The organism is Allokutzneria albata (assembly GCF_900103775.1).
Classification (GTDB): domain Bacteria; phylum Actinomycetota; class Actinomycetes; order Mycobacteriales; family Pseudonocardiaceae; genus Allokutzneria; species Allokutzneria albata.
Genome location: NZ_LT629701.1, coordinates 6,606,885 through 6,626,413 on the forward strand (window position 1 = coordinate 6,606,885; position 19,529 = coordinate 6,626,413).

The following is a 19,529-nucleotide window of genomic DNA, read 5'->3' on the forward strand; positions in this document are numbered from 1 at the left end:
TATTACTCACGAGTAACAAGCTCTGGCCAGGTCCGATTCGGGAATGCCGGTGGGGCGTCCCGCCGTTGTGGGCGGAGTGCTGATCGGAGAGCTGGCCGAGCGCACGGGGGTCAGCCCGCGCTCGCTGAGGTACTACGAGCGCCAGGGGCTGCTGGTCTCCGTGCGCAAGGGCAACGGCTATCGCGAGTACGACGCCGAGGCGGTGCGGACGGTGTGCGTGATCCGCTCGTTGCTCGCCGCGGGGCTGAACACCGAGACCATCGCGCGGATGCTGCCGTGCATGCGGATGGACGGGCCGCGCGTGGTGCCGTGCGCCGGACTCGTCGAGGACCTGGACGCGGAGCGGCGGCGCATCGACCGGGAGATCGCCGCGCTGGTCCACTCGCGCGGCCTGTTGAGCGAGGTCATCGACGCTGCGCGCAGTGACGACAAGGTCACGTCGCGTGGGTGAGAGTTCTCCCACAGCATATTTCAGTTGCTAAGAGAACCACCCGCATCGCATGCTTGTACCCAGCAACTAGTTGGCTGATGCAATCAAGCGAGGCAAGCGTGACTTCTTCCGCGACCGACACGGCGGCGCCGACCGAGGCCGACCTGGCGATCGCCGACGAGCTCGGCATGGCGCTGGTCCGGCTCAACCGGGTCCAGGCGTGCATCGCCGGACACGCCTCCAGGAACGGCGGGATCGACAAGTCCTCCTTCGTCCTGCTCGCCACCCTCGTCGGGCAGGGGCCGACCCGGTCGAGCGCGCTCGCCGAGGCCGTGCACTCCGACCCGTCCACCATCAGCCGGCAGGTCGCGCAACTCGTCAAGGACGGCCTCGTGGAACGCCGGGCCGACCCGGTCGACGGGCGGGCGACGCTGCTCGCCGCCACCGACGCCGGACTGGAACTGCTGCGGGTGCACCGCCGCCGCCGGAACGAGGCCATCGCGGGGATGGTCGCGGACTGGTCGGCGGCGGACCGTCGGCTGTTCGCGGAGCTGCTGGGGCGCTTCGCCAGTGACTACGAGGAATACATGCCTATCGCAATCGCCGAGCTCAGCCGCCAGGGGAGCTCGGAAGAGGGGAATCACTGATGTCCGAATCCGCAACGCGCGCCGCCGCGGCGCCCGCGGAGGACTCCGACGGGGGACTCAGCCACCGGCAGGTCCTCGTCGTGCTCTCCGGGCTCCTGCTCGGCATGCTGCTGGCAGCGCTGGACCAGACGATCGTCTCGGCCGCGATGCGCACCATCGCCGACCAGCTGCACGGTCAGACCATCCAGGCGTGGGCGACCACCGCCTACCTGATCACCGCGACCATCTCGACGCCGATCTACGGCAAGCTCTCCGACATCTACGGCCGCCGCCCGATGTACCTGACGGCGATCTCGATCTTCCTGATCGGCTCGGCGCTGTGCGGTGTCGCGTCCAACATGTACGAGCTGGCGGGCGCCCGCGCCGTGCAGGGCCTCGGCGCCGGTGGCCTGATGTCGCTGGCCTTCGCGATCCTGGCGGACATCGTGCCGCCGCGGGAGCGCAGCCGGTACCAGGGCTACTTCATGGCCGTCTTCGGCACCTCGAGCGTGCTCGGGCCGGTCGCTGGCGGGTTCTTCGCCGGGCTGGACAGCTTCCTCGGCGTCGACGGCTGGCGCTGGGTCTTCCTGATCAACCTGCCGGTCGGCATCATCGCGCTGGTCGTGGTGAGCCGGGTGCTCAACATCCCGCACAAGCGGGTCGACCACCGGGTCGACTACCTGGGCGCCGCGACGCTCTCGCTCGGGCTCGTCCCGCTGCTCGTGGTCGCGGAGCAGGGCCGCGCGTGGGGCTGGACCTCGTTCGCGTCGCTGGGCCTGATCGGGCTGTCGGTCGTCGGCATCGTGCTGTTCATCCTCGCCGAGCGGCGCGCGGGTGACGAGGCGCTGCTGCCGCTGCGGCTGTTCCGCAGCTCGGTGTTCAGCGTCGGCAACGCGCTCAACTTCATCGTCGGCATCGGCATGTTCGGCGGCCTGCTCTCGCTGCCGCTGTACATGCAGATCGTCAAGGGCGCCTCGCCGACCGAGGCCGGTCTGCTGATGCTGCCGCTGACCTTCGGGATCATGGTCGCCTCCGGGGTGAGCGGTTCGATGACCGCGCGGACCGGGCGCTACAAGGTGTTCCCGATCCTCGGCATCGGATCGATGATCGTGGCGATGCTGATCTGGAGCGGTATCGGCGTCGACACCCCGCTGTGGTGGACCTCCGCGGTGATGGTGCTGATGGGCGCCGGCCTGGGCCTGTGCATGCAGACCCTGGTCCTCGCGGTGCAGAACGACGTCCCGCCCTCGGACATGGGCGTTGCCACCGCCTCGGCGACGTTCTTCCGGCAGATGGGCGGCACCATCGGCGCGGCGGCCTTCCTGTCCGTGCTGTTCGGGGTGGTCGGTGACCGCATCGCCGATTCCTTCCGGGTGGCGGCGGGCTCGGTCGACTTCCGCGCCGCGCTCACCGACCCGGCGGTGCTCGCCGATCCGGCCAACCGGCCGGTGTTGCAGATGATGCAGGGCGGTGGGGCCGGTCAGGTGCCGTCGCTGGACGACACCACCTTCCTCAACCACCTCGACCCGAGGCTGGCGCGCCCGTTCCTGGACGGGTTCTCCAGCGCCATGGACACGGTGTTCTTCACCGGGGCCATGGTCATGGTCGGCGCCTTCATCCTGATCTGGTTCCTCAAGGAGAAGCCGCTGTCCACGAAGTCGGGCATGCAGGCGAGGGCCGCGGAGGCCCGCGCCGCCGCCGCCCACTGACGTACTGGCGGTTCCCACCACGACGAAGGGCGCCCCCGGATCTCCGGGAGCGCCCTTCGTGCCGTTCGGGGTCAGTGCGCGTCGTGCGAGCCCTCTTCGGCCAGCCGGACCTGCTCGCGCTCGTAGGAGCGCTTGATCTCGGCCTCGGCCTCGGTGCGGCCGACCCAGGTCGCGCCCTCGACGCTCTTGCCCGGCTCCAGGTCCTTGTAGACCTCGAAGAAGTGCTGGATCTCCAGGCGGTAGAACTCGCTCAGGTGGTGGATGTCGCGCAGGTGCTCGGTGCGCGGGTCGTCCGCCGGGACGCAGAGCAGCTTGTCGTCGCCGCCCTTCTCGTCGGTCATCCGGAACATGCCGATGGCGCGGGCGCGGATCAGGCAGCCCGGGAAGGTCGGCTCCTGGACGAGCACGAGCGCGTCGAGCGGGTCCCCGTCCTCACCGAGCGTGTTGTCCACGAAGCCGTAGTCAGCCGGGTACTGCGTGGCCGTGAACAGCGTGCGGTCCAGACGGATGCGACCGGTCTTGTGGTCGACCTCGTACTTGTTCCGCACGCCTTTGGGGATCTCGATCGTGACGTCGAACTCCACGCTCTTCCTCGCTCGTTGATGTGTGCTCGACCGAGGGCTGTGCCGCACGGCCATGTCAAGACGCGTCTAGTGTGAACCAAGAGTCGCACCGAACCCGCATCCGCGTGGGACGTCCACTGTGTGACATTGCTTGTGTTCGCCTCATGACGCCGCACGGGAGGGCCCGGTGTCCGACGCTGGACAGCGACAGGGCGGGGATGCGCCGGAGGAGCCGACGAGGAAGCTCCAGCAGCCGCCCGGCCCAGGTCTCGACCAGGCCACCGTTCGCATGCAACGACCTCAGCCGATGCGGGTCGGACCGGTCCCGCCCGGCAAGCCCCAGCCCCAGGTGTTCCCGGTCGGTCCCACGGTGCCCGCGCGCAAGCCCGAGGAGGCGGCTCCGGCGGCCGCCCCGGCCGAGCCCGCCGTGACCGAAGACACAGCCGAGGAGGCGCCGCCCGCGAAGAAGAAGGGGCGCCGGGTCGCGCTGGCGCTGACCGCTCTCGTCGTGGTGGCCGGTCTGGCCGTCGGCGGTGTGTTCTACGGGCCGCAGGTGCTGCGCGCGGTCGGCCTCGGCGGCATCGTCGAGGACGCCACCCCCGCCCCCGCCCCGCCCGCGCAGTTCCGTGCCGCGCTCAGGCCGCTCGGTGCGCAGGGACCGCTGCCCACCAAGCAGGGCGTCTCGGCCGCGCTCTCCGGGCCTGCCGCCGCAGGGGTGCTGGGCACGCTCGGAGGGATCGTCGTCGACCCGGCGAGCGGTGACGTGCTGTGGGACAAGTCCGCATCCACCGCCATGGTCCCCGCCTCGACCGCGAAGATCATCACCTCCGCCGCGGCGCTGCTGGCGCTCGACCCGCAGGCCACGCTGACCACCAAGGTCGTCGAGGGGCCGGAGCCCGGCACGGTCGTGCTGGTCGGTGGCGGCGACCCGACGATCTCCGGGGGAGCCAAGGGGTTCTACCCGGGTGCGGCGAAGCTGGACGACCTGGTCGCGAAGGTCAAGGCGGCCACGGGCGGCCAGCAGGTGCGCAAGGTCCGGGTGGACACCAGCGCCTACGCCGGCGACACCAAGGGGCCCGGGTGGATGGGCGCCGACATGGACGGCCAGGGCGACGACTACGCGGCGCCGATGGAGCCGGTGATGCTCGACGGCGGACGGCTGGTCGTCACCAACGGCGACTCAGCGCGGACGACCACGCCGGCCCGCTCCGCCGCGGGCAAGCTCGCCGAGCGGCTCGGCGTCTCCGGTGGCGCGAGCCCGGGCACCGCGCCGCCGAACGCGCGGGTGCTGGCCGAGGTGCAGTCGCCGCCGATCCGGCAACTGGTCGAGACGCTGCTGCTGACCTCGGACAACGTGCTCGCCGAGGCCATGGCCCGGCAGGTCGCCATGGCCACCGGCGCCGAGGTGTCCTTCGCGGGCGGGGCCAAGGCGGTCCACGACGTGCTGACCCGCAACGGCTTCGACCTGAGCGGCATCACCCTGGTCGACGGCAGCGGGCTGTCCACCCAGAACAAGGTCTCGCCGAAGCTGCTCGGCTCCGTGCTCGCCGCCGCGTCCGCCCCGTCCTCCGGGCCGAACGCCGAGCGGACCGCGAAGCTGCGCGCGCTGCTGACCGGACTGCCCGTCGCGGGTGGCAGCGGCACGCTCGCCGAGCGCTACGGCTCGGGAACGGCGACCACGGGCAAGGGCTGGGTGCGGGCGAAGACCGGCACGCTCAACGGGATCAACAGCCTGGCCGGGATCGTCACGGACAACGACGGGAAACTACTGGTCTTCGCGTTCCTCGGGAACGGGACCGGCGCGAACGCCGACGCCCGCGCCGCGCTGGACGTGCTGGCATCGGCACTGCGCTCGTGCGGCTGCCGGTGATCGATTCGCAACCCTGGTACGGCCCGGTTGGCTGATGTTTGCGTGAGGTGGCTACGGGTAGCGTCGATGTGGTGAACGCCGGATCGGCCGCACCCGACATGCCACCGGTCGAGGGCCAGGGGCCCATCGACTGGGGGATCGCCGCTGCCACCGCCCAGCGCTTCATGGGCGCGGGGCCGGCCATCCCCCGCGAGGAGGCCGGCGAGGCGGTCCGCCGGATGCGGGAGCAGACGGTCGAGGCGGAGCGGCACGTCCGCGATCTGACCGGGCTGGGCCACGGCCTGCCGGTGCTGCCCGGGGACGTCGTGGACCGCGTCGGCTGGGTGCGCGCCGCGACCGCGGGACTCGCCGCGCTGACCGATCACGCCCTGCCCAGAAGCAGTCCTGGTCTGCGCGGCAGCGTGCTCGCGCGGACGGCGGGGGTGCAGGCGGGCATGGTGCTCGCCTATCTCGGCGGGCGGGTGCTCGGCCAGTACGACCCGTTCGGCGGGGACGGTCCGGACGGCAGGCTGCTCGTGGTGGCGCCGAACGTGGTGGCGACGCAGCGCGCGCTGCGCGTGCCCGCGGACGACTTCGCGCTCTGGGTGTGCCTGCACGAGTCCACCCACCGGCTCCAGTTCACCGCGGTCCCGTGGCTGCGCGACTACTTCGCGGCCCAGGTCGGTGAGCTGCTCTCGATCATGGACGAGTCCACGGCGAAGGTGCTGACCAGGCTCGCCGACGCGCTGAAGGCGGCGCGCAACGACAAGGACAACAAGGACAGCGTCGGACTGCTCGAACTGCTGCAGAGCCCGGAACAGCGCGTGGTGCTCGACCGGCTGATCGCGCTGTCGACGCTGCTCGAAGGGCATGCGGAGCACGTGATGGACGCGGTCGGGCCGTCGGTCGTGCCGAGCGTGGGCACGATCCGCGCGCGGTTCAGCGTGCGGCGTGGTCCGCGCGGCAACGTGGACCGGCTGCTGCGCGCGCTGCTCGGCGTCGACGCGAAGGTCCGGCAGTACGCGCAGGGCTCGGCCTTCGTGGACCACGTCGTCGGAGCCGTCGGCATGGAGCGCTTCAACACCGTGTGGACCTCGCCGGAGACGCTGCCGACCCGGGCGGAGATCGGCGATCCGGTGCTCTGGCTCGACCGGGTCGCCTGAGCCGTGGGCGGGCCTGACCCGGCGGTCGCCTCGCTGCGGTCCGCCGTCCGCAGCTTGCTCGATCTCGTCCAGCCCCGCGAGCACATCGCGGTCGCGTGCTCCGGAGGCGCGGACTCGCTCGCCCTCGCCGCGGCCTCCGCGCACGTCGCGGAGCGCAGGGGGATCACCGTGCACGGCCTTGTCGTGGATCACGGGCTCCAAGCGGGCTCGGCTGAGATCGCCCGGCGGGCCGCGGCCCAGCTCGTCGCCCTCGGTGTTGTGGCCCAGGTGCTCCCGGTGCGGGTCGAAGGGCCCGGCGGGCCTGAGGCGGCCGCGCGCAGGGCGCGCTACACCGCCCTGCTGGACGCGCGGCCCAGCTCCGACTGCGTCGTCCTGCTCGGCCACACCCTTGATGACCAGGCCGAAACGGTGTTGCTCGGGCTCGGACGGGGCTCGGGGGCGCGGTCGATCGCCGGGATGCGTCCGCTCGACCCGCCGTGGGGACGGCCGCTGCTCGGAGTGCGCAGGAGCACGACGCGGGCCGCGTGCGCGGCGCTCGGCCTCGACCCGTGGGAGGACCCGCACAACCTCGATCCGGCATTCACCAGGGTCCGGCTCCGCCGCGAGGTGTTGCCACTGCTGGAGAACGTCCTGCACGGCGGTGTCGCCGAAGCGCTCGCCCGCACGGCCGCCCAGGTGCGCGAGGACGGCGAGGCGCTGGACGAGTTGGCGGGCGCCCTGCTGCTGCGCGCCGAGGACGGCCACGAACTGGAGGTCTCCGAGCTGGCGCGGTCCCACCCGGCCGTGCGGCGGCGCGCGCTGCGGGCCTGGCTGCTGGCGGGCGGCGTGACCGAAGTCACCGACGCGCATCTCCGCTCCGTTGACGCGTTGGTGGGGAAATGGCGTGGTCAGGGCGGTGTTGCGCTGCCCGGCGGGTTGGTGGCGGAGCGCTCGCATGGCAGGCTTCACCTCGACCTGGGCGGCTCCGGCTCGGAGCGGCTGAACCCGTAGCAAACAGGGGAGTCCGGCCTTGTACGACGGCGACATCGCGTCCGTCCTCGTGACCGAGCAGCAGATCAAGGACAAGATCGCTGAGCTGGCGAAGCAGGTGGCCGACGACCATCCGGAGGGCAGGGGCTCCGACCTGCTGCTGATCGGGGTGCTCAAGGGCGCGGTGATGTTCATGACCGACTTCGCCCGCGCGCTGCCCGTCCCGGTGCAGCTGGAGTTCATGGCGGTCAGCTCCTACGGCTCGGCCACGTCCTCCTCCGGCGTCGTGCGCATCCTCAAGGACCTCGACCGCGACATCACCGGCCGCGACGTGCTGATCGTCGAGGACATCATCGACTCCGGCCTGACGCTGTCCTGGCTGCTGAAGAACCTGCAGTCGCGCGGCCCCGCCTCGCTGGAGGTCTGCTCGCTGCTGCGCAAGCCGGACGCGGTGCAGGTGGACGTGCCGGTGAAGTACGTCGGCTTCGACATCCCCAACGAGTTCGTCGTCGGCTACGGCCTCGACTACGCCGAGCGCTACCGCGACCTGCCCTACATCGGCACGCTCGACCCCAAGGTCTACTCGAACTAGTGCGTCAGCAGTTCGGGCGGCAGCGGCGCTGGATGACGGCGTCGACCAGCACGCCGCGGACGTCGCCCGCCTCGCGCGCCGCGTAGGCCTTGCCACCCGTCGCCGTCCCGATCTGCTGCAGCACCTCCATGTCCACCTCGGGGCCGAGCCCGATCAGGATGATCGGCACCGGCTGGGCCGGGTTCGCCTCGGCGCGCAGCGTCTGCAGCAGCCCGGCCAGGTCCAGCCCCTGCTGGTCCTCGTTGCGGCCGTCGGTGATCAGCACCACCGAGTTGACCTTGGTCGGGTCGTGGTCGGCTCGCACGGTCCGCCACGCGGCCAGAGCGGTGTCGTAGAGGCCGGTCGCGCCCCTGGTCCGGCCGGTGAGGCTGGCCGCGGCCGCCTTCAGCGCGTCCCTTCGGGTCCCGCCGTTCATCCGCTCCATCAGCGGTCCCAGCCCCACCAGCTGGGTCCAGTCCTGGCTGCCGGAGTGGTTCGTCGAGAAGATCCACAGACCGAGCTGGGTGGAGTCCGGGAGCACGCCGAGCGCGGTCAGCGCCGCGTCCCTGGCCAGTTCCATCCTGGTCTGCCCGTTGCCCGCCCTGGCCTGCATGGACCCGGAGACGTCGATCACCGCCAGCATCCGCGCGTCCAGGGTCGCCGCGCTGAAGGTGCGCAGGACCTCCGCGGCCTGGTCCGGGGTCGGCGTCGGCACCAGCTTCACCGCCGCGGGGCGCACCCCGTTGCCCTCCGGCCAGCTCGCGCTCGCCGCGCCGTGCGGGTCGCGGAACCCGGCCGCGCCGAACCGCTTCGCCGCGGCCGGGGCGCGCAGGGCGTCCTCCAGCAGGTCCAGCGCCCGGTCCAGGCCGGCGGGCTCGCCCCGGGAACGCACGCGGACCAGGGGGTGGTCCATGTTCAGCGTCCCCTCCTCCGCGTAGCGCACCGAAACCCGGTTGGCGGCCCCGCCGTTGTGGGCGATCACCGACTGCTCGGTGGTGCTGAAGGCGGGCGCGGTCAGCGGGTCCTGCTCGACCTTGGCGAAGGCGTCGCGCATGGCGGGCACGGCGTTGTGGCCCACCTTCATGAGCGTCTCGACCAGTTCCGGCCGCGGTGTGCCGTCGTTGTTGCCCAGCAGCGAACGGATCAGCATGAGCGTGGCGAGACCCTCGGTGGCGCTGGTCGGGTCGCCGATCACCGCGGGCACCCCGCCCTGGATCAGCTTGCGCCAGCCGGTGGCCTCGCCCAGCTTCTCCGCCAGCGGCATGCTGGCCGCGATCACCAGCGGGGAGCTGGCCAGCGAGCCCCGGATGTCCAGTTCGGGCACGGGCGCGCTGGCGCTGCTCGCCTGCTGGAGCACGCGCGCGGGCCACAGCCCGGAGTCGGGCAGCCACACGTTGGGCGTGCGGGTGCCGCCGGGGAGCACGTTGACCAGCTCGGTCGCCACCGCCGACGCCGCCTTCACGGCGACCTTGACCCGCACGCACCGGCCGTCGACCGCGGGCTTGTCCGCCTGGAACTCCTCGACCACGGCGCGCACCGGGCGCTCCATGTTCGCCGTGACCGCGAGGTTCACCGGCAGCTCACCCGTGCAGGTGCCGCCCCAGCCCCGGAGGGCGACCACCGTCGTCGCGGCCGCGGCGGCGACGCCGAGCAGGACCCCGAGGGGCAGGGCGACGCGCTTCATGCGGGTGCTGGGACGGGGCACGTGGTGTCTGCCAGGCATGGTCTCGTGGCTTTCCAACGGGGAACGGGCTTCGGTCGTGTGTCCTTTGCACGAGCAACCGGGGGGCCGTGCGCGGACGGAGACTGCCACGCTCACTCGTCGGAGTGAAGCATCCTCGCCTTTGCTCACTCGGAAAGGCCAATAACGATTGCGCCACGTGACCAGGGCGAACCCGCCGGGTGGCGGCGTGGCCAGCATCACGACCGCGCGCGGGGAACCCGTCGCGGCGCTCGCCCGTTGCCTGAGGAGACCGGTGCGCCCGGGTCGCCCCGCGCCGTAGTTCGGAGCGGGTCCGTGCTCGGGCGGTACGCTGGTCGGACGACGGTCGCCGGAGAAAGCCGGACCAACCCCACGTGTCCCCTTGGCGGTCCGTCACCCGACATGCAAGTCAGGGAGGGGCGAGGCCGCCCGACGGCCGTAAGTTGATGGACCGTAAGCGCCTGCTTCGGAACCCGCTGATCTGGATTCTCGCGGCGTTCCTGCTGTTCTACGCCTTCAGCGTGCTGCTGGACGACACCCGCGGCTACGAGGAGGTGCCCACCTCCCGCGCCCTGGAACAGCTCAACAACGGCAACGTGAAGAGCGCGATCCTCCAGGACAAGGAACAGCGGCTCAAACTCGATCTGAACAACCCGGTCGACGGCAACAAGACCCGGCTGATCACGCAGTTCCCCGCGGGGGGCTCCAGCCAGCTGGTCCAGACGCTGATCAACGCCAAGAACATGACCGGCGGGTGGAAGACCGAGGTCACCCAGGAGTCGCTGTTCGTCACGGCGCTGCTGTACCTGATCCCGGTCGGCCTGGTTCTCGTCCTGCTGATGTGGATGATGAACAACTCGCAGGGCGGCGGCAGCCGGGTGCTGAACTTCGGCAAGTCCAAGGCCAAGCAGTTGTCCAAGGACATGCCGAAGACCACCTTCGCCGACGTGGCCGGGGCCAACGAGGCGGTGGAGGAGCTCTACGAGATCAAGGACTTCCTCCAGAACCCGGGCCGCTACCAGGCGCTCGGCGCCAAGATCCCCAAGGGCGTGCTGCTCTACGGGCCGCCGGGAACCGGCAAGACGCTGCTCGCGCGCGCCGTCGCCGGTGAGGCCGGGGTGCCGTTCTACTCGATCTCCGGCTCCGACTTCGTCGAGATGTTCGTCGGTGTCGGTGCCTCCCGCGTGCGCGACCTGTTCGAGCAGGCCAAGCAGAACGCGCCGTGCATCATCTTCGTCGACGAGATCGACGCGGTCGGCCGCCACCGCGGCGCCGGCCTCGGCGGTGGTCACGACGAGCGCGAGCAGACCCTCAACCAGCTGCTGGTCGAGATGGACGGCTTCGACTCGCGCGGCGGGATCATCCTGATCGCGGCGACCAACCGCCCGGACATCCTGGACCCGGCGCTGCTGCGGCCCGGCCGCTTCGACCGGCAGATCCCGGTGGCCGCGCCCGACCTCTCCGGCCGCAAGGCCATCCTGCGGGTGCACTCCAAGGGCAAGCCGCTCGGCCCGGACGCCGACCTGGACTCGCTGGCCAAGCGCACCGTCGGGTTCTCCGGCGCCGACCTGGCCAACGTGATCAACGAGGCCGCGCTGCTCACCGCGCGGCACAACGGCCAGTTGATCACCGCCGAGGCCCTCGAGGAGTCGGTGGACCGCGTCGTCGGCGGCCCGGCCCGCAAGAGCAGGCTGATCTCCGAGAAGGAGAAGAAGGTCGCGGCCTACCACGAGGCGGGCCACGCGCTGGCCGCGTGGGCCATGCCCGACCTGGAGCCGGTCTACAAGGTCACGATCATGCCGCGCGGCCGCACCGGTGGGCACGCGCTGGTGGTGCCCGAGGACGACAAGGAGCTGATGACCCGCTCCGAGATGATCGCCAGGCTGGTGTTCGCGATGGGCGGCCGCTCCGCGGAGGAGCTGATCTTCCACGAGCCGACCACCGGTGCCTCCAGCGACATCGAGCAGGCGACCAAGATCGCCCGGGCGATGGTCACCGAGTACGGCATGAGCGCCAAGCTCGGCGCGGTGAAGTACGGCACCAACCAGGGCGAGCCGTTCCTCGGCAGGCAGATGGGCCACCAGCCCGACTACTCGCTCGAGGTCGCGCACGAGATCGACGAGGAGGTGCGCAAGCTCATCGAGGTCGCGCACACCGAGGCCTGGGAGATCCTGTCCCAGTACCGGGACGTCCTCGACGAGCTGGTGGTCGAGCTGCTCGACAAGGAGACGTTGCAGCGCAAGGACCTGGAGCGGGTCTTCGCCACGGTGGAGAAGCGCCCGAGGATCACCGCGTTCAACGACTTCGGCGGGCGCACGCCCTCGGACAAGCCGCCGATCAAGACCAGGGGTGAGCTGGCCATCGAGCGCGGCGAGCCGTGGCCGCCGGTCGTCGAGGAGCCCGAGCCGACCCCGGTCGGCACCGCTCCCGGCGGCAGCGACCTGCCGGGTGGCCCGCCGCACGGCAGCGGTGAGACGCCCGGCCCGAACGGCAGCGGCCCGCAGCAGCCGCACCCGCCCGCGTGGCAGGCGCAGCAGCAGGACCAGGCCGCTCCCCCGCAGCCGCACGCCCCCGGGCCGCCCTACTACGGGGCACCTCCCGGCTGGACCCCGGCGACCGCGCCCGGTGGCCCCTCCGGCGCGTGGAGCGGACAGCAGCCGAGCACCGAGCGTCCGGCGGAGCAGCAGCCGGAGGCGCAGAAAGAGGTGCAGCGCTCGATCGACTCCGACCCCCAGGACGGCAAGCGCTGAACGGCAACGACAAGGACGGCACAGTCGGCCTCGGCGGGCACCCGGTCTTCGACCAGGAGCGCGCCGAGGCCGCTGTTCGCGAACTGCTCGCCGCGGTGGGCGAGGACCCCATCCGCGAGGGGCTGCGGGACACCCCGGCCCGGGTGGCGCGGGCGTACCAGGAACTGTTCGCCGGGCTGTACATCGATCCGGACTCCGTGCTGGACAAGACCTTCGACGAGAGCCACGAGGAGCTCGTCCTGGTCACCGACATCCCGATGTACTCCACCTGCGAGCACCACCTGCTGCCCTTCCACGGGGTGGCCCACGTCGGCTACATCCCCAACGCCGAGGGCCAGGTGACCGGGCTGTCCAAGCTCGCGCGGCTGGTCGACCTCTACGCCAGGCGCCCGCAGGTGCAGGAGCGGCTGACCTCCCAGGTCGCCGACGCCCTCGTGCGCAAGCTCAACCCCCGCGGAGTGATCGTGGTGATGCAGGCGGAACATCTCTGCATGGGCATGCGTGGGATCAAGAAGGCCGGAGCGCTGACGACCACCTCCGCCGTGCGCGGGCTGATGCGGGACTCCGCCTCGACCAGGGCCGAGGCCATCGAGCTGATCAAGGCCCGCTGATGGGCCACCCGGCGCTGCCCAGCCCCGGCCGGTGCGCCGTCATGGGCATCCTCAACGTCACCCCCGACTCGTTCTCCGACGGCGGGCGCTACCTCGACCACGACGACGCGGTCGCGCACGGCATCGAGATGTTCCGCAGGGGCGCCGACCTGATCGACGTCGGCGGCGAGTCCACGAGGCCCGGCGCGCAGCGCGTCGAGCCCGCCGTGGAGGCGGCGCGCGTCGTCCCGGTGATCCGCGACCTCACCGCGCACGGCGTCCGCACGAGCGTGGACACCATGCGCAGCGAGGTCGCGACCGCCGCGCTGGAGGCGGGTGCCACCGTGATCAACGACGTCTCCGGCGGCCTGGCCGACGAGCGGATGGTGGGCGTAGTCGCGGACGCGGGCTGCCCGTGGATCCTGATGCACTGGCGCGGCCACAGCACGGAGATGGACCTGCTCGCCAGCTACACCGACGTGGTGGCCGACGTGAGCGCCGAACTGCTGGCGCGGGTCGAGACCGCCGTCGCCGCCGGCGTGGCCGAGGACGCGATCGTGCTCGACCCCGGTCTGGGCTTCGCGAAAAGCCGAAAGCAGGACTGGGAACTGCTGCGCAGGCTGGACGAGCTGGTCAAGCTGGGCTTCCCGCTGCTCGTCGGCGCCTCCCGCAAGCGGTTCCTCGGCGCGCTGCTCGCCGACGCGAACGGGGTGCCGCGCCCGCCGGACGGCCGCGAGTTCGCCACCGCCGCGATCAGCACGCTGGCGGCCTCCGCCGGGGTGTGGGGCGTGCGGGTGCACGATGTGGCGGGATCGCTGGACGCGGTGGCGGTGGCCGCCGCGTGGGCGCGAGGCTGGGAGGACCGATGACGGACCGGATCACGCTGACCGGGTTGCGGGTGCGCGGACACCACGGCGTCTTCGACCACGAGAAGCGCGACGGGCAGGAGTTCGTCGTCGACATCACGGTCTGGATCGACCTCGACCGCGCCGCCGAGACCGACGACCTCAGGCACACGCTGCACTACGGCGTGCTGGCCGAGCGCGCGGCGGAGATCGTCGGCGGCAAGGCCTACGACCTGATCGAGTCGGTCGCCGGCCGGGTCGCCGACGACGTGATGATGGACGAGCGCGTGCACGCCGCCGAGGTGACCATCCACAAGCCCAACGCGCCGATCCCGCTGGAGTTCGCCGATGTCGCCGTGACCGTGCGCCGGTCCAGGAGGAAGGGACGCGCGGGGCAGTGAGCCGGGCTGTTCTCTCGCTCGGCTCGAACATGGGGGACCGGCTGGCGTTCCTCCAGTCCGCCGTCGACGGGTTCCGGGCGGAGCTGGTCGCGGTGTCCCCGGTCTACGAGACCGCGCCGTGGGGCGGGGTCGAGCAGGACGACTTCCTCAACGCGGTCCTCGTGGTGGAGGCCGAGGGCGCCGACGAGTGGTACTGGCTGCGCCGCGGTCAGGAGCTGGAGCAGCGGGCCGGTCGGCAGCGGTTGGTGCGCTGGGGCCCGAGGGTGCTCGACGTCGACGTGGTGACGGTCGACGACGTCGCCTCCGAGCACCCCGATCTGCTGCTGCCGCACCCCGGGACGCCGGAGCGGGCCACGGTGCTGCTGCCCTGGCTCGACGTCGAGCCAGGCGCGGAGCTGCCCGGCCGCGGCCCGGTGCGGGACCTGCTGGCCGGGCTGTCCACCGAGGGCGTGCACCGCAGGGACGACCTGAAGCTGGCCTAGGTCCTAGTCGCCGTGGGGCGCACGCTCTCCGGCTCCACCATCAGCACGACGGTCCGGTCCGGGGCGACGGGTCGGTGCATGGCGCCCTCGGGCACGGTGAACGCCTGGCCCGGCCCGAGGTCGACGGCCTCGCGGTCCTCGACCGCCCTCGGCGGCGAGCAGGTCGATGAGCTTGTCGTACATCACAGGTCCTTCATGGCGGCGCGGACCTCCTCGATGCGCTGCTCGTTGCGGCGGTAGAAGACCCACTGCTTGATCCGGGTGCCGATGACCAGGTCGGCGGACGCCAGCACCTTGAGGTGCTCGCCCGCGCTCGGCTGGCTCATGCCCAGCTTCTCGGCGATGTAGAGCGCGCACACGCCGTCGCGCTCCAGGTCGCCGTCCACCTGGGGCGGGAAATGCCGCGTGGGGTCCTTCAGCCAGTCCAGGATCCGCAGCCGCCGCTCGTTGGCCAGCGCCTTCAACACGTCGATCGTGGTCACTTAGGAAGTTTGCTTATTAGCTAATTGGCTTGTCAAAAGGAAGGGGGCAGGATGGGAAGTGTGAGATTCACCAGGCCACGGGATCTGGCCGTCGCGGCGGTGCTGGCGGCGTTGGTGGCCCACCTGCTGCTCATCGCCGGGTACAACTCGCTGCCCCGGCTGCCCGCCTTCGTCGGGCTCACCTTCCTGGTGCTCGGCGGGGTCGAGGCATGGTTCGGGTCCACCCTCCGCGCGCGCATCCGGCGCAAACCGGGGACGCTGCCCGTCGAGGCGCTCGTCGCGGCCCGCGCCGTGGCGCTGGCGAAGGCGTCCTCCCTGGCAGGAGCCATCATGGTGGGTGCGTGGGGGGCCGTGCTGCTCTACGTGGCGCCCCGCTTCTCCGATCTTGAAGCGGCCGCGGGGGACACGCTCGCGGCGACCGTCGGGCTGGTCAGTTCGGCCGCGCTGATCGGGGGCGCGCTGTGGCTGGAGCACTGCTGCCGGACACCCGAGGAACCGGAGGACCCGGACAAGATCAACGGGTTTCGGGGCTGAGCAGAAAATCTGATGTGGATCACAATGTGCCTGCACCGAGACGGGAATGAGCCCGCCGAGGAGGTCTCGGTCGGATAACCGCCAGGTACCGTAGAACGTATGACCGGCCGCAGCGACTCGTCCGAGCGCAGCACTGGCCGTGGCATGGGCTTGGCGTTGGTCGTCGCAGTGTTGTCCTTCGCCGTGGTCGCCGCGGCGGTGCTGGTGTTCAGTGATTCGTCCCGCTGGTTACGACTCGCCGTGGTCGCCGCCCTCTGGGCGGCCCTGCTCGCCGCCTTCGCCGCCGCCCGCTACCGCAGCCAGGCAGTCGAGCGCGAGGAGCGCGAGGAGGAGCTGCAGCGCGTCTACGAGCTGGAGCTGGAGCGCGAGTGCGCCGCCCGCCGCGAGTACGAGCTGGAGGTCGAGGCCGAGACCCGGCGGCAGCTGGAGGACGAGTCCCGCGGCGAGCTGGACGACCTCCGCAACGAGCTGCGCACGCTGCGCGAGAACCTGGAAGCGTTGCTCGGCGGTGAGGTCCTGGTGGAGCGGGTCGCCCTGCGCGCGGAGGCCACGCGGATGCGTGCGCTGGACCAGGCGCGCCTGATGGGCCTGGCCGACAGCCGCGAGAGCCGGATCATCACCACCACCGAGGAACACCGGCGCAAGCTCGCGCCCGCGCAGTCGCAGGTGCGGCCGCAGCCGGTGCGTGCCGACGCCGCGCACACGCAGGTGATGTCCAAGGACAGCGCCCGCCGCGTCGAGTCCGGCCGCCCGCAGCCGTTGCGCAACGAGCCCAGCAGGCCCCAGCGCCCGCAGCCCGCCCAGCGCCCCGAACCGACCCGGTCGCTACCGCAGCGCCGGGACCAGCACATGCAGCCCGCCGCGGCCATGCCCGAGGTCGTCGAGGCTTGGCCCGCCACGCCCGTCGCCCGGCCGGCCCAGCCCGCTCAGCCCGCCGCCGCGACCACCGTCGTGCCGCCGGTCACCGCCGTCGAGTCCACCGAGGTGCACGAGCGCACGCCCGCGCAGCCGCCGCAGCGCCCGCGCCAGGACTCCGGCCGCATGGCCGCGCCGACCGCGCCCCCGCCCCCTCCTCCGCAACGTCCGGAGCCGCAGGTGGTCAGCCGCCCGCCGGTGCGCGAACCGCAGGTCGTCAACCGCCCGCCCGCGCGCAAGCAGGAGCCCCGGACCGAGCCGCGCCGCCCCGAGCCCGAAGTCCGTCGTACCGAGCCGGAGGTCCGCCGCGCCGAGCCCGAGGTCCGGGAGCCGGAGGTGCGCAAGACCAATCCGGTGCGCCGCCCCGAGCCGCCCCGCAAGCCGGAGCCGGAGATCCCGGTCGAGCCGGAGGCGCCCGCGCTGTCGTCGCTGCCGGACTCGTTCGCGATGCCCGAGCCGGAGCCCGAACCCGAGCCGGAGCCCTACGTCGAGCCCGTGCGCTCGACCGGCCGCAGGCACCGGGGCGACTCCGAGCCGAGCTGGATGGAGAAGCTCGGCGCGAGCAAGCGCGAGGCACCCAAACCGCCCCCGCCGCCGAAGGTCGACGTGAACGCGGAGTGGGCCACTCAGGACGAGCCGCCGCCGCGTCGCGACACCTCGTCGTCGACGGGACGCCGCCGTCGCCCGGAGGGTGCCCCGGCGCGGGACGCCAGTGCCACGTGGAACCCGGAGCTCTCCGACGCCGAACCGGCCGCGTCCTCCTCCAGTCACCGCTCCTCGGGCGGAGGGCTCTCCGTCAGCGAGCTGCTGGCGGCCAACGGTGTGAACGACAGCCCGCGCCGTCGCCGCCGCCGCGCCGAGGACTAGCCGGGCTACTTGTCGATGTCGCCGACGACCAGGGCGAAGGAGCCGAGCACGGCGGGCAGGTCGGCCACCCGGGTGCCGGGGAGCAGTGACGCGAGGGCTTGGACGTTGTTGAACGACGGCGTCCGCAGCTTCAACCGCCACGGGGTCTTCTCGCCGCGCGAGGCCAGGTAGACGCCGCTGACGCCGAGCGGGGCCTCCAGCCACGTGTAGACCGAACCCTCCGGGGCCTTCACCGCCTTGGGCAGGCGCACGTTGACCGGGCCGCCCGGCAGCCGGTCCAGGCATTCGCGGGCGAGGCGGATCGACTGCGCGATCTCCCCGGTCAGGCACTCGACCCTGGCGAGGGCGTCGCCGTCCTCGCCGAGCACGGGATCGACGGTCAGCTCGCCGTAGGCACAGGTGGGATCGTCGCGGCGGAGGTCGATGTCGACTCCGCTGGCGCGCGCGGCGGGACCGGTGACGCCGAGTTCGAGGACGTCGTCACCGGAGAGCACGCCGATCCCCGCGTACCGCGAGCGGAAGTCCTCGTTGTCCACTGTGGACTGACGAAGGGCCGGGAGGTCCACGGCGTCCAGGGCCGCGGCGACGTGCGACGTCCAGCCCGCGGGCACGTCCTCCCGCAGGCCGCCGATCCTCGTTGCCATGAAATGGATCCGGCCGCCGGTCGCCTCCTCCATGACCGACTGGACGGCGTGCATGCCGCGCTGCGCGGCGGTGGTGCCCGCCGTCGACGAGCCGTCCGGGGTGCGGGTCAACGGGACCAGGAACGCGAGGTGCGCCAGCACGCGGTTCAGCTCGCACAGCAGCGTGCGCAGCCACAAAGCCCTTGGCGGCACGTCCATGCCGGTCATCCGCTCGACGGCGAGGGCGAGCGTGACCTCGTTGCAGAACGCGGCGAGCCAGTCGTGCCGGTTGGCCAGCGCGAGGGCCTGGCGGTAGTCGCGGACCTCGAAGAGCTTCTCGGCGCCTCGGTGCAGGTGTCCCACCAGGGGCTCGGCCTCGGTGACGACCGTGCCCTCCAGGCGTAACCGCAGCCGGTAGGCCCCGTGCGCCGCCGGGTGCAGCGGCCCGAGGTCGATCACGCGGTCGACTCCGAGGTATGCCGCGCCCGCACCGACTCCGATGGTTTCCTGCCTGCTCACGGAAGCATGCTTCCATGCAGGAGCCAGTGGAAGCCGCCGAGCCCCGCCGGATCGGTCAGCTCGGCGATCCGGCCTGCTCGTGCGGTTTCGGCCAGCCAGCGCAGGGGATCGGTCGCCGCGAGACCCGAGGCGGGCGCGGCGGAGGAGAGGCCGAGCGCGGCGAGCGCCGCGGCCTGCGAGGTGATCACGCCGCCCCCGGCCGCGGCGGCGCACGAGTCCATCGCGACGTGCGCGGTCAGATCGCGGCTGCCGTCCGGAACCGGCGGCACCTGGCGCCCGGCGAGGTAGCCGGTCAGCGTTCCCCTTCGCGGGCGCAACGCCATGACGTGCCCGTAGTCGACAGCCAGTGCGGCGCCCGCGCGCACCCTGCTGACAGCGTCCGCCCACGCCTCATCCCTGGGCAGGCCGATCTCGGCGCGCTCGGCCTCGGGCCACCACCGGTGCAGCCAGTCCAGCGCCGGGCCGGTGACGGGTGGGCCGACGGCCTCGGTGCCGTGGTCGTCCACGTGCACGACGCGCGTCTGTCCACTGTGGACTTCCACGACCTGGCACGGGATCGAGTCCAGCCACTCGTGCCCGACGAGCAGCCCCACCACCCGCTCCGGGAGGTCGGGGCGCACGCGCACCGCGGCGGGCAGGGACGGGGGCTGGAACTCCACGGCGGTCACGCACAGGCGCCGCCGCAGGGCCGGGGGAGCCAGGTCGTGCACCGCGGCGGACAGCTCGCCGCCGCCGGCGCCGACGTCGACGAAGTCCAGCGCGGCGGGGCCGCCGAGCGCGAAGTCCAGCCGGGAGAGCAGTTCCAGCAGTGCCTCCGCCAGTTCCGGCCCGACCAGCGGTGAGGTCCTGAAGTGCGAGGACGGCCGCTCGCCCCGGGCGAAGAAACCGCCGGGGGAGTACAGCGCCGCCTGCCACGCCTGCCGCCAGTCCCGCACGGAA

At 72.1% G+C, this 19,529-nt stretch carries 19 protein-coding genes; 14 read left to right on the forward strand and 5 right to left on the reverse strand.

The window, feature by feature from the left end; genetic code table 11:
• Window positions 1-43 precede the first annotated feature (43 nt).
• The 3 genes from BLT28_RS30140 to BLT28_RS30150 all read left to right on the forward strand — a co-directional run bounded on the left by BLT28_RS30140 (window position 44) and on the right by BLT28_RS30150 (window position 2,765).
• Complete coding sequence (locus BLT28_RS30140; RefSeq protein WP_231950481.1) at window positions 44-451, forward strand: MerR family transcriptional regulator; 408 nt, start codon at window positions 44-46, stop codon at window positions 449-451.
• 98 nt (window positions 452-549) lie between these two features.
• Window positions 550-1,077 (forward strand): MarR family winged helix-turn-helix transcriptional regulator, encoded by a 528-nt coding sequence (locus BLT28_RS30145; RefSeq protein WP_030428226.1) that lies wholly within the window; start codon window positions 550-552, stop codon window positions 1,075-1,077.
• A complete protein-coding gene (locus tag BLT28_RS30150) occupies window positions 1,077-2,765 on the forward strand; it encodes an MDR family MFS transporter (protein ID WP_030428227.1) in 1,689 nt (562 codons plus the stop codon). The genes BLT28_RS30145 and BLT28_RS30150 overlap by 1 nt, the downstream gene beginning before the upstream one ends.
• A 71-nt stretch (window positions 2,766-2,836) precedes the next feature.
• On the opposite strand, the gene BLT28_RS30155 is transcribed toward BLT28_RS30150, so the two are convergent.
• Entirely contained in the window at window positions 2,837-3,349 is a 513-nt protein-coding gene (locus tag BLT28_RS30155) for an inorganic diphosphatase (protein WP_030428228.1), read from the reverse strand.
• Between the two features lie 166 nt (window positions 3,350-3,515).
• Here BLT28_RS30155 and dacB point away from each other — a divergent pair, with 166 nt between their 5' ends.
• The 4 genes from dacB (at window position 3,516) to hpt (ending at window position 7,901) form a co-directional block, all read left to right on the forward strand.
• Window positions 3,516-5,198, forward strand: a complete 1,683-nt coding sequence (dacB, locus tag BLT28_RS30160) for a D-alanyl-D-alanine carboxypeptidase/D-alanyl-D-alanine endopeptidase (protein WP_156050652.1) — start codon at window positions 3,516-3,518, stop codon at window positions 5,196-5,198.
• A 98-nt stretch (window positions 5,199-5,296) separates the two neighbouring features.
• Entirely contained in the window at window positions 5,297-6,340 is a 1,044-nt protein-coding gene (locus BLT28_RS30165) for a zinc-dependent metalloprotease (RefSeq protein WP_030428230.1), read from the forward strand.
• Between the two features lie 3 nt (window positions 6,341-6,343).
• Window positions 6,344-7,330 (forward strand): tRNA lysidine(34) synthetase TilS, encoded by a 987-nt coding sequence (gene tilS, locus BLT28_RS30170; protein WP_030428231.1) that lies wholly within the window; start codon window positions 6,344-6,346, stop codon window positions 7,328-7,330.
• Window positions 7,331-7,349: 19 nt separating this feature from the next.
• Window positions 7,350-7,901 carry a hypoxanthine phosphoribosyltransferase gene (hpt, locus tag BLT28_RS30175; protein ID WP_030428232.1) on the forward strand — a complete coding sequence of 184 codons (552 nt, stop codon included), beginning with the start codon at window positions 7,350-7,352 and terminating at the stop codon, window positions 7,899-7,901.
• 4 nt (window positions 7,902-7,905) lie between these two features.
• Here hpt and BLT28_RS30180 read toward each other — a convergent pair whose 3' ends face one another.
• The gene (locus BLT28_RS30180) at window positions 7,906-9,564 is read right to left on the reverse strand and encodes a substrate-binding domain-containing protein (protein ID WP_052407022.1); all 1,659 of its coding nucleotides are present in this window, start codon (window positions 9,562-9,564) and stop codon (window positions 7,906-7,908) included.
• Window positions 9,565-10,028: 464 nt separating this feature from the next.
• Between BLT28_RS30180 and ftsH the strand changes: the two genes are divergently transcribed.
• The 5 genes from ftsH to folK are packed head-to-tail and all read left to right on the forward strand — an operon-like array spanning window position 10,029 to window position 14,650.
• The gene (ftsH, locus tag BLT28_RS30185; RefSeq protein ID WP_030428234.1) at window positions 10,029-12,332 is read left to right on the forward strand and encodes an ATP-dependent zinc metalloprotease FtsH; all 2,304 of its coding nucleotides are present in this window, start codon (window positions 10,029-10,031) and stop codon (window positions 12,330-12,332) included.
• Window positions 12,329-12,943 carry a GTP cyclohydrolase I FolE gene (gene folE / locus BLT28_RS30190; protein WP_030428235.1) on the forward strand — a complete coding sequence of 205 codons (615 nt, stop codon included), beginning with the start codon at window positions 12,329-12,331 and terminating at the stop codon, window positions 12,941-12,943. Before ftsH ends, folE begins: the two co-directional genes overlap by 4 nt.
• Window positions 12,943-13,791, forward strand: a complete 849-nt coding sequence (gene folP / locus BLT28_RS30195) for a dihydropteroate synthase (protein WP_030428236.1) — start codon at window positions 12,943-12,945, stop codon at window positions 13,789-13,791. Before folE ends, folP begins: the two co-directional genes overlap by 1 nt.
• Window positions 13,788-14,168, forward strand: coding sequence for a dihydroneopterin aldolase (gene folB / locus BLT28_RS30200; protein WP_030428237.1), 381 nt, complete (start codon window positions 13,788-13,790; stop codon window positions 14,166-14,168). Before folP ends, folB begins: the two co-directional genes overlap by 4 nt.
• Window positions 14,165-14,650, forward strand: a complete 486-nt coding sequence (folK, locus tag BLT28_RS30205) for a 2-amino-4-hydroxy-6-hydroxymethyldihydropteridine diphosphokinase (RefSeq protein WP_030428238.1) — start codon at window positions 14,165-14,167, stop codon at window positions 14,648-14,650. Before folB ends, folK begins: the two co-directional genes overlap by 4 nt.
• Before the next feature lie 182 nt (window positions 14,651-14,832).
• Here the strand turns inward: folK and BLT28_RS30210 are convergent, their stop codons facing one another.
• The gene (locus tag BLT28_RS30210; RefSeq protein ID WP_043810624.1) at window positions 14,833-15,132 is read right to left on the reverse strand and encodes an ArsR/SmtB family transcription factor; all 300 of its coding nucleotides are present in this window, start codon (window positions 15,130-15,132) and stop codon (window positions 14,833-14,835) included.
• A 60-nt stretch (window positions 15,133-15,192) separates the two neighbouring features.
• Here BLT28_RS30210 and BLT28_RS30215 point away from each other — a divergent pair, with 60 nt between their 5' ends.
• Window positions 15,193-15,666, forward strand: a complete 474-nt coding sequence (locus BLT28_RS30215) for a DUF3180 domain-containing protein (protein ID WP_030428240.1) — start codon at window positions 15,193-15,195, stop codon at window positions 15,664-15,666.
• A gap of 99 nt (window positions 15,667-15,765) precedes the next feature.
• A complete protein-coding gene (locus BLT28_RS30220) occupies window positions 15,766-17,448 on the forward strand; it encodes a DUF6779 domain-containing protein (RefSeq protein ID WP_030428241.1) in 1,683 nt (560 codons plus the stop codon).
• A gap of 5 nt (window positions 17,449-17,453) precedes the next feature.
• Here BLT28_RS30220 and BLT28_RS30225 read toward each other — a convergent pair whose 3' ends face one another.
• Together BLT28_RS30225 and BLT28_RS30230 are read right to left on the reverse strand one after the other, a co-directional pair.
• Window positions 17,454-18,590, reverse strand: coding sequence for an NADH-quinone oxidoreductase subunit D (locus BLT28_RS30225; protein WP_030428242.1), 1,137 nt, complete (start codon window positions 18,588-18,590; stop codon window positions 17,454-17,456).
• Window positions 18,587-19,525 (reverse strand): SAM-dependent methyltransferase, encoded by a 939-nt coding sequence (locus BLT28_RS30230; RefSeq protein ID WP_030428243.1) that lies wholly within the window; start codon window positions 19,523-19,525, stop codon window positions 18,587-18,589. The genes BLT28_RS30225 and BLT28_RS30230 overlap by 4 nt, the downstream gene beginning before the upstream one ends.
• Between the last annotated feature and the right edge of the window lie 4 nt (window positions 19,526-19,529).

Excerpts from the sequence above, each read along its gene's own strand:
- BLT28_RS30220 (WP_030428241.1), top strand. The coding sequence starts at position 15,766 with ATGACCGGCCGCAGCGACTCGTCCGAGCGCAGCACTGGCCGTGGCATG.
- folP (WP_030428236.1), top strand. The coding sequence starts at position 12,943 with ATGGGCCACCCGGCGCTGCCCAGCCCCGGCCGGTGCGCCGTCATGGGC.
- BLT28_RS30165 (WP_030428230.1), top strand. The coding sequence starts at position 5,297 with ATGCCACCGGTCGAGGGCCAGGGGCCCATCGACTGGGGGATCGCCGCT.
- folB (WP_030428237.1), top strand. The coding sequence starts at position 13,788 with ATGACGGACCGGATCACGCTGACCGGGTTGCGGGTGCGCGGACACCAC.
- ftsH (WP_030428234.1), top strand. The coding sequence starts at position 10,029 with ATGGACCGTAAGCGCCTGCTTCGGAACCCGCTGATCTGGATTCTCGCG.
- BLT28_RS30180 (WP_052407022.1), bottom strand. The coding sequence starts at position 9,564 with ATGAAGCGCGTCGCCCTGCCCCTCGGGGTCCTGCTCGGCGTCGCCGCC.
- BLT28_RS30150 (WP_030428227.1), top strand. The coding sequence starts at position 1,077 with ATGTCCGAATCCGCAACGCGCGCCGCCGCGGCGCCCGCGGAGGACTCC.
- BLT28_RS30140 (WP_231950481.1), top strand. The coding sequence starts at position 44 with ATGCCGGTGGGGCGTCCCGCCGTTGTGGGCGGAGTGCTGATCGGAGAG.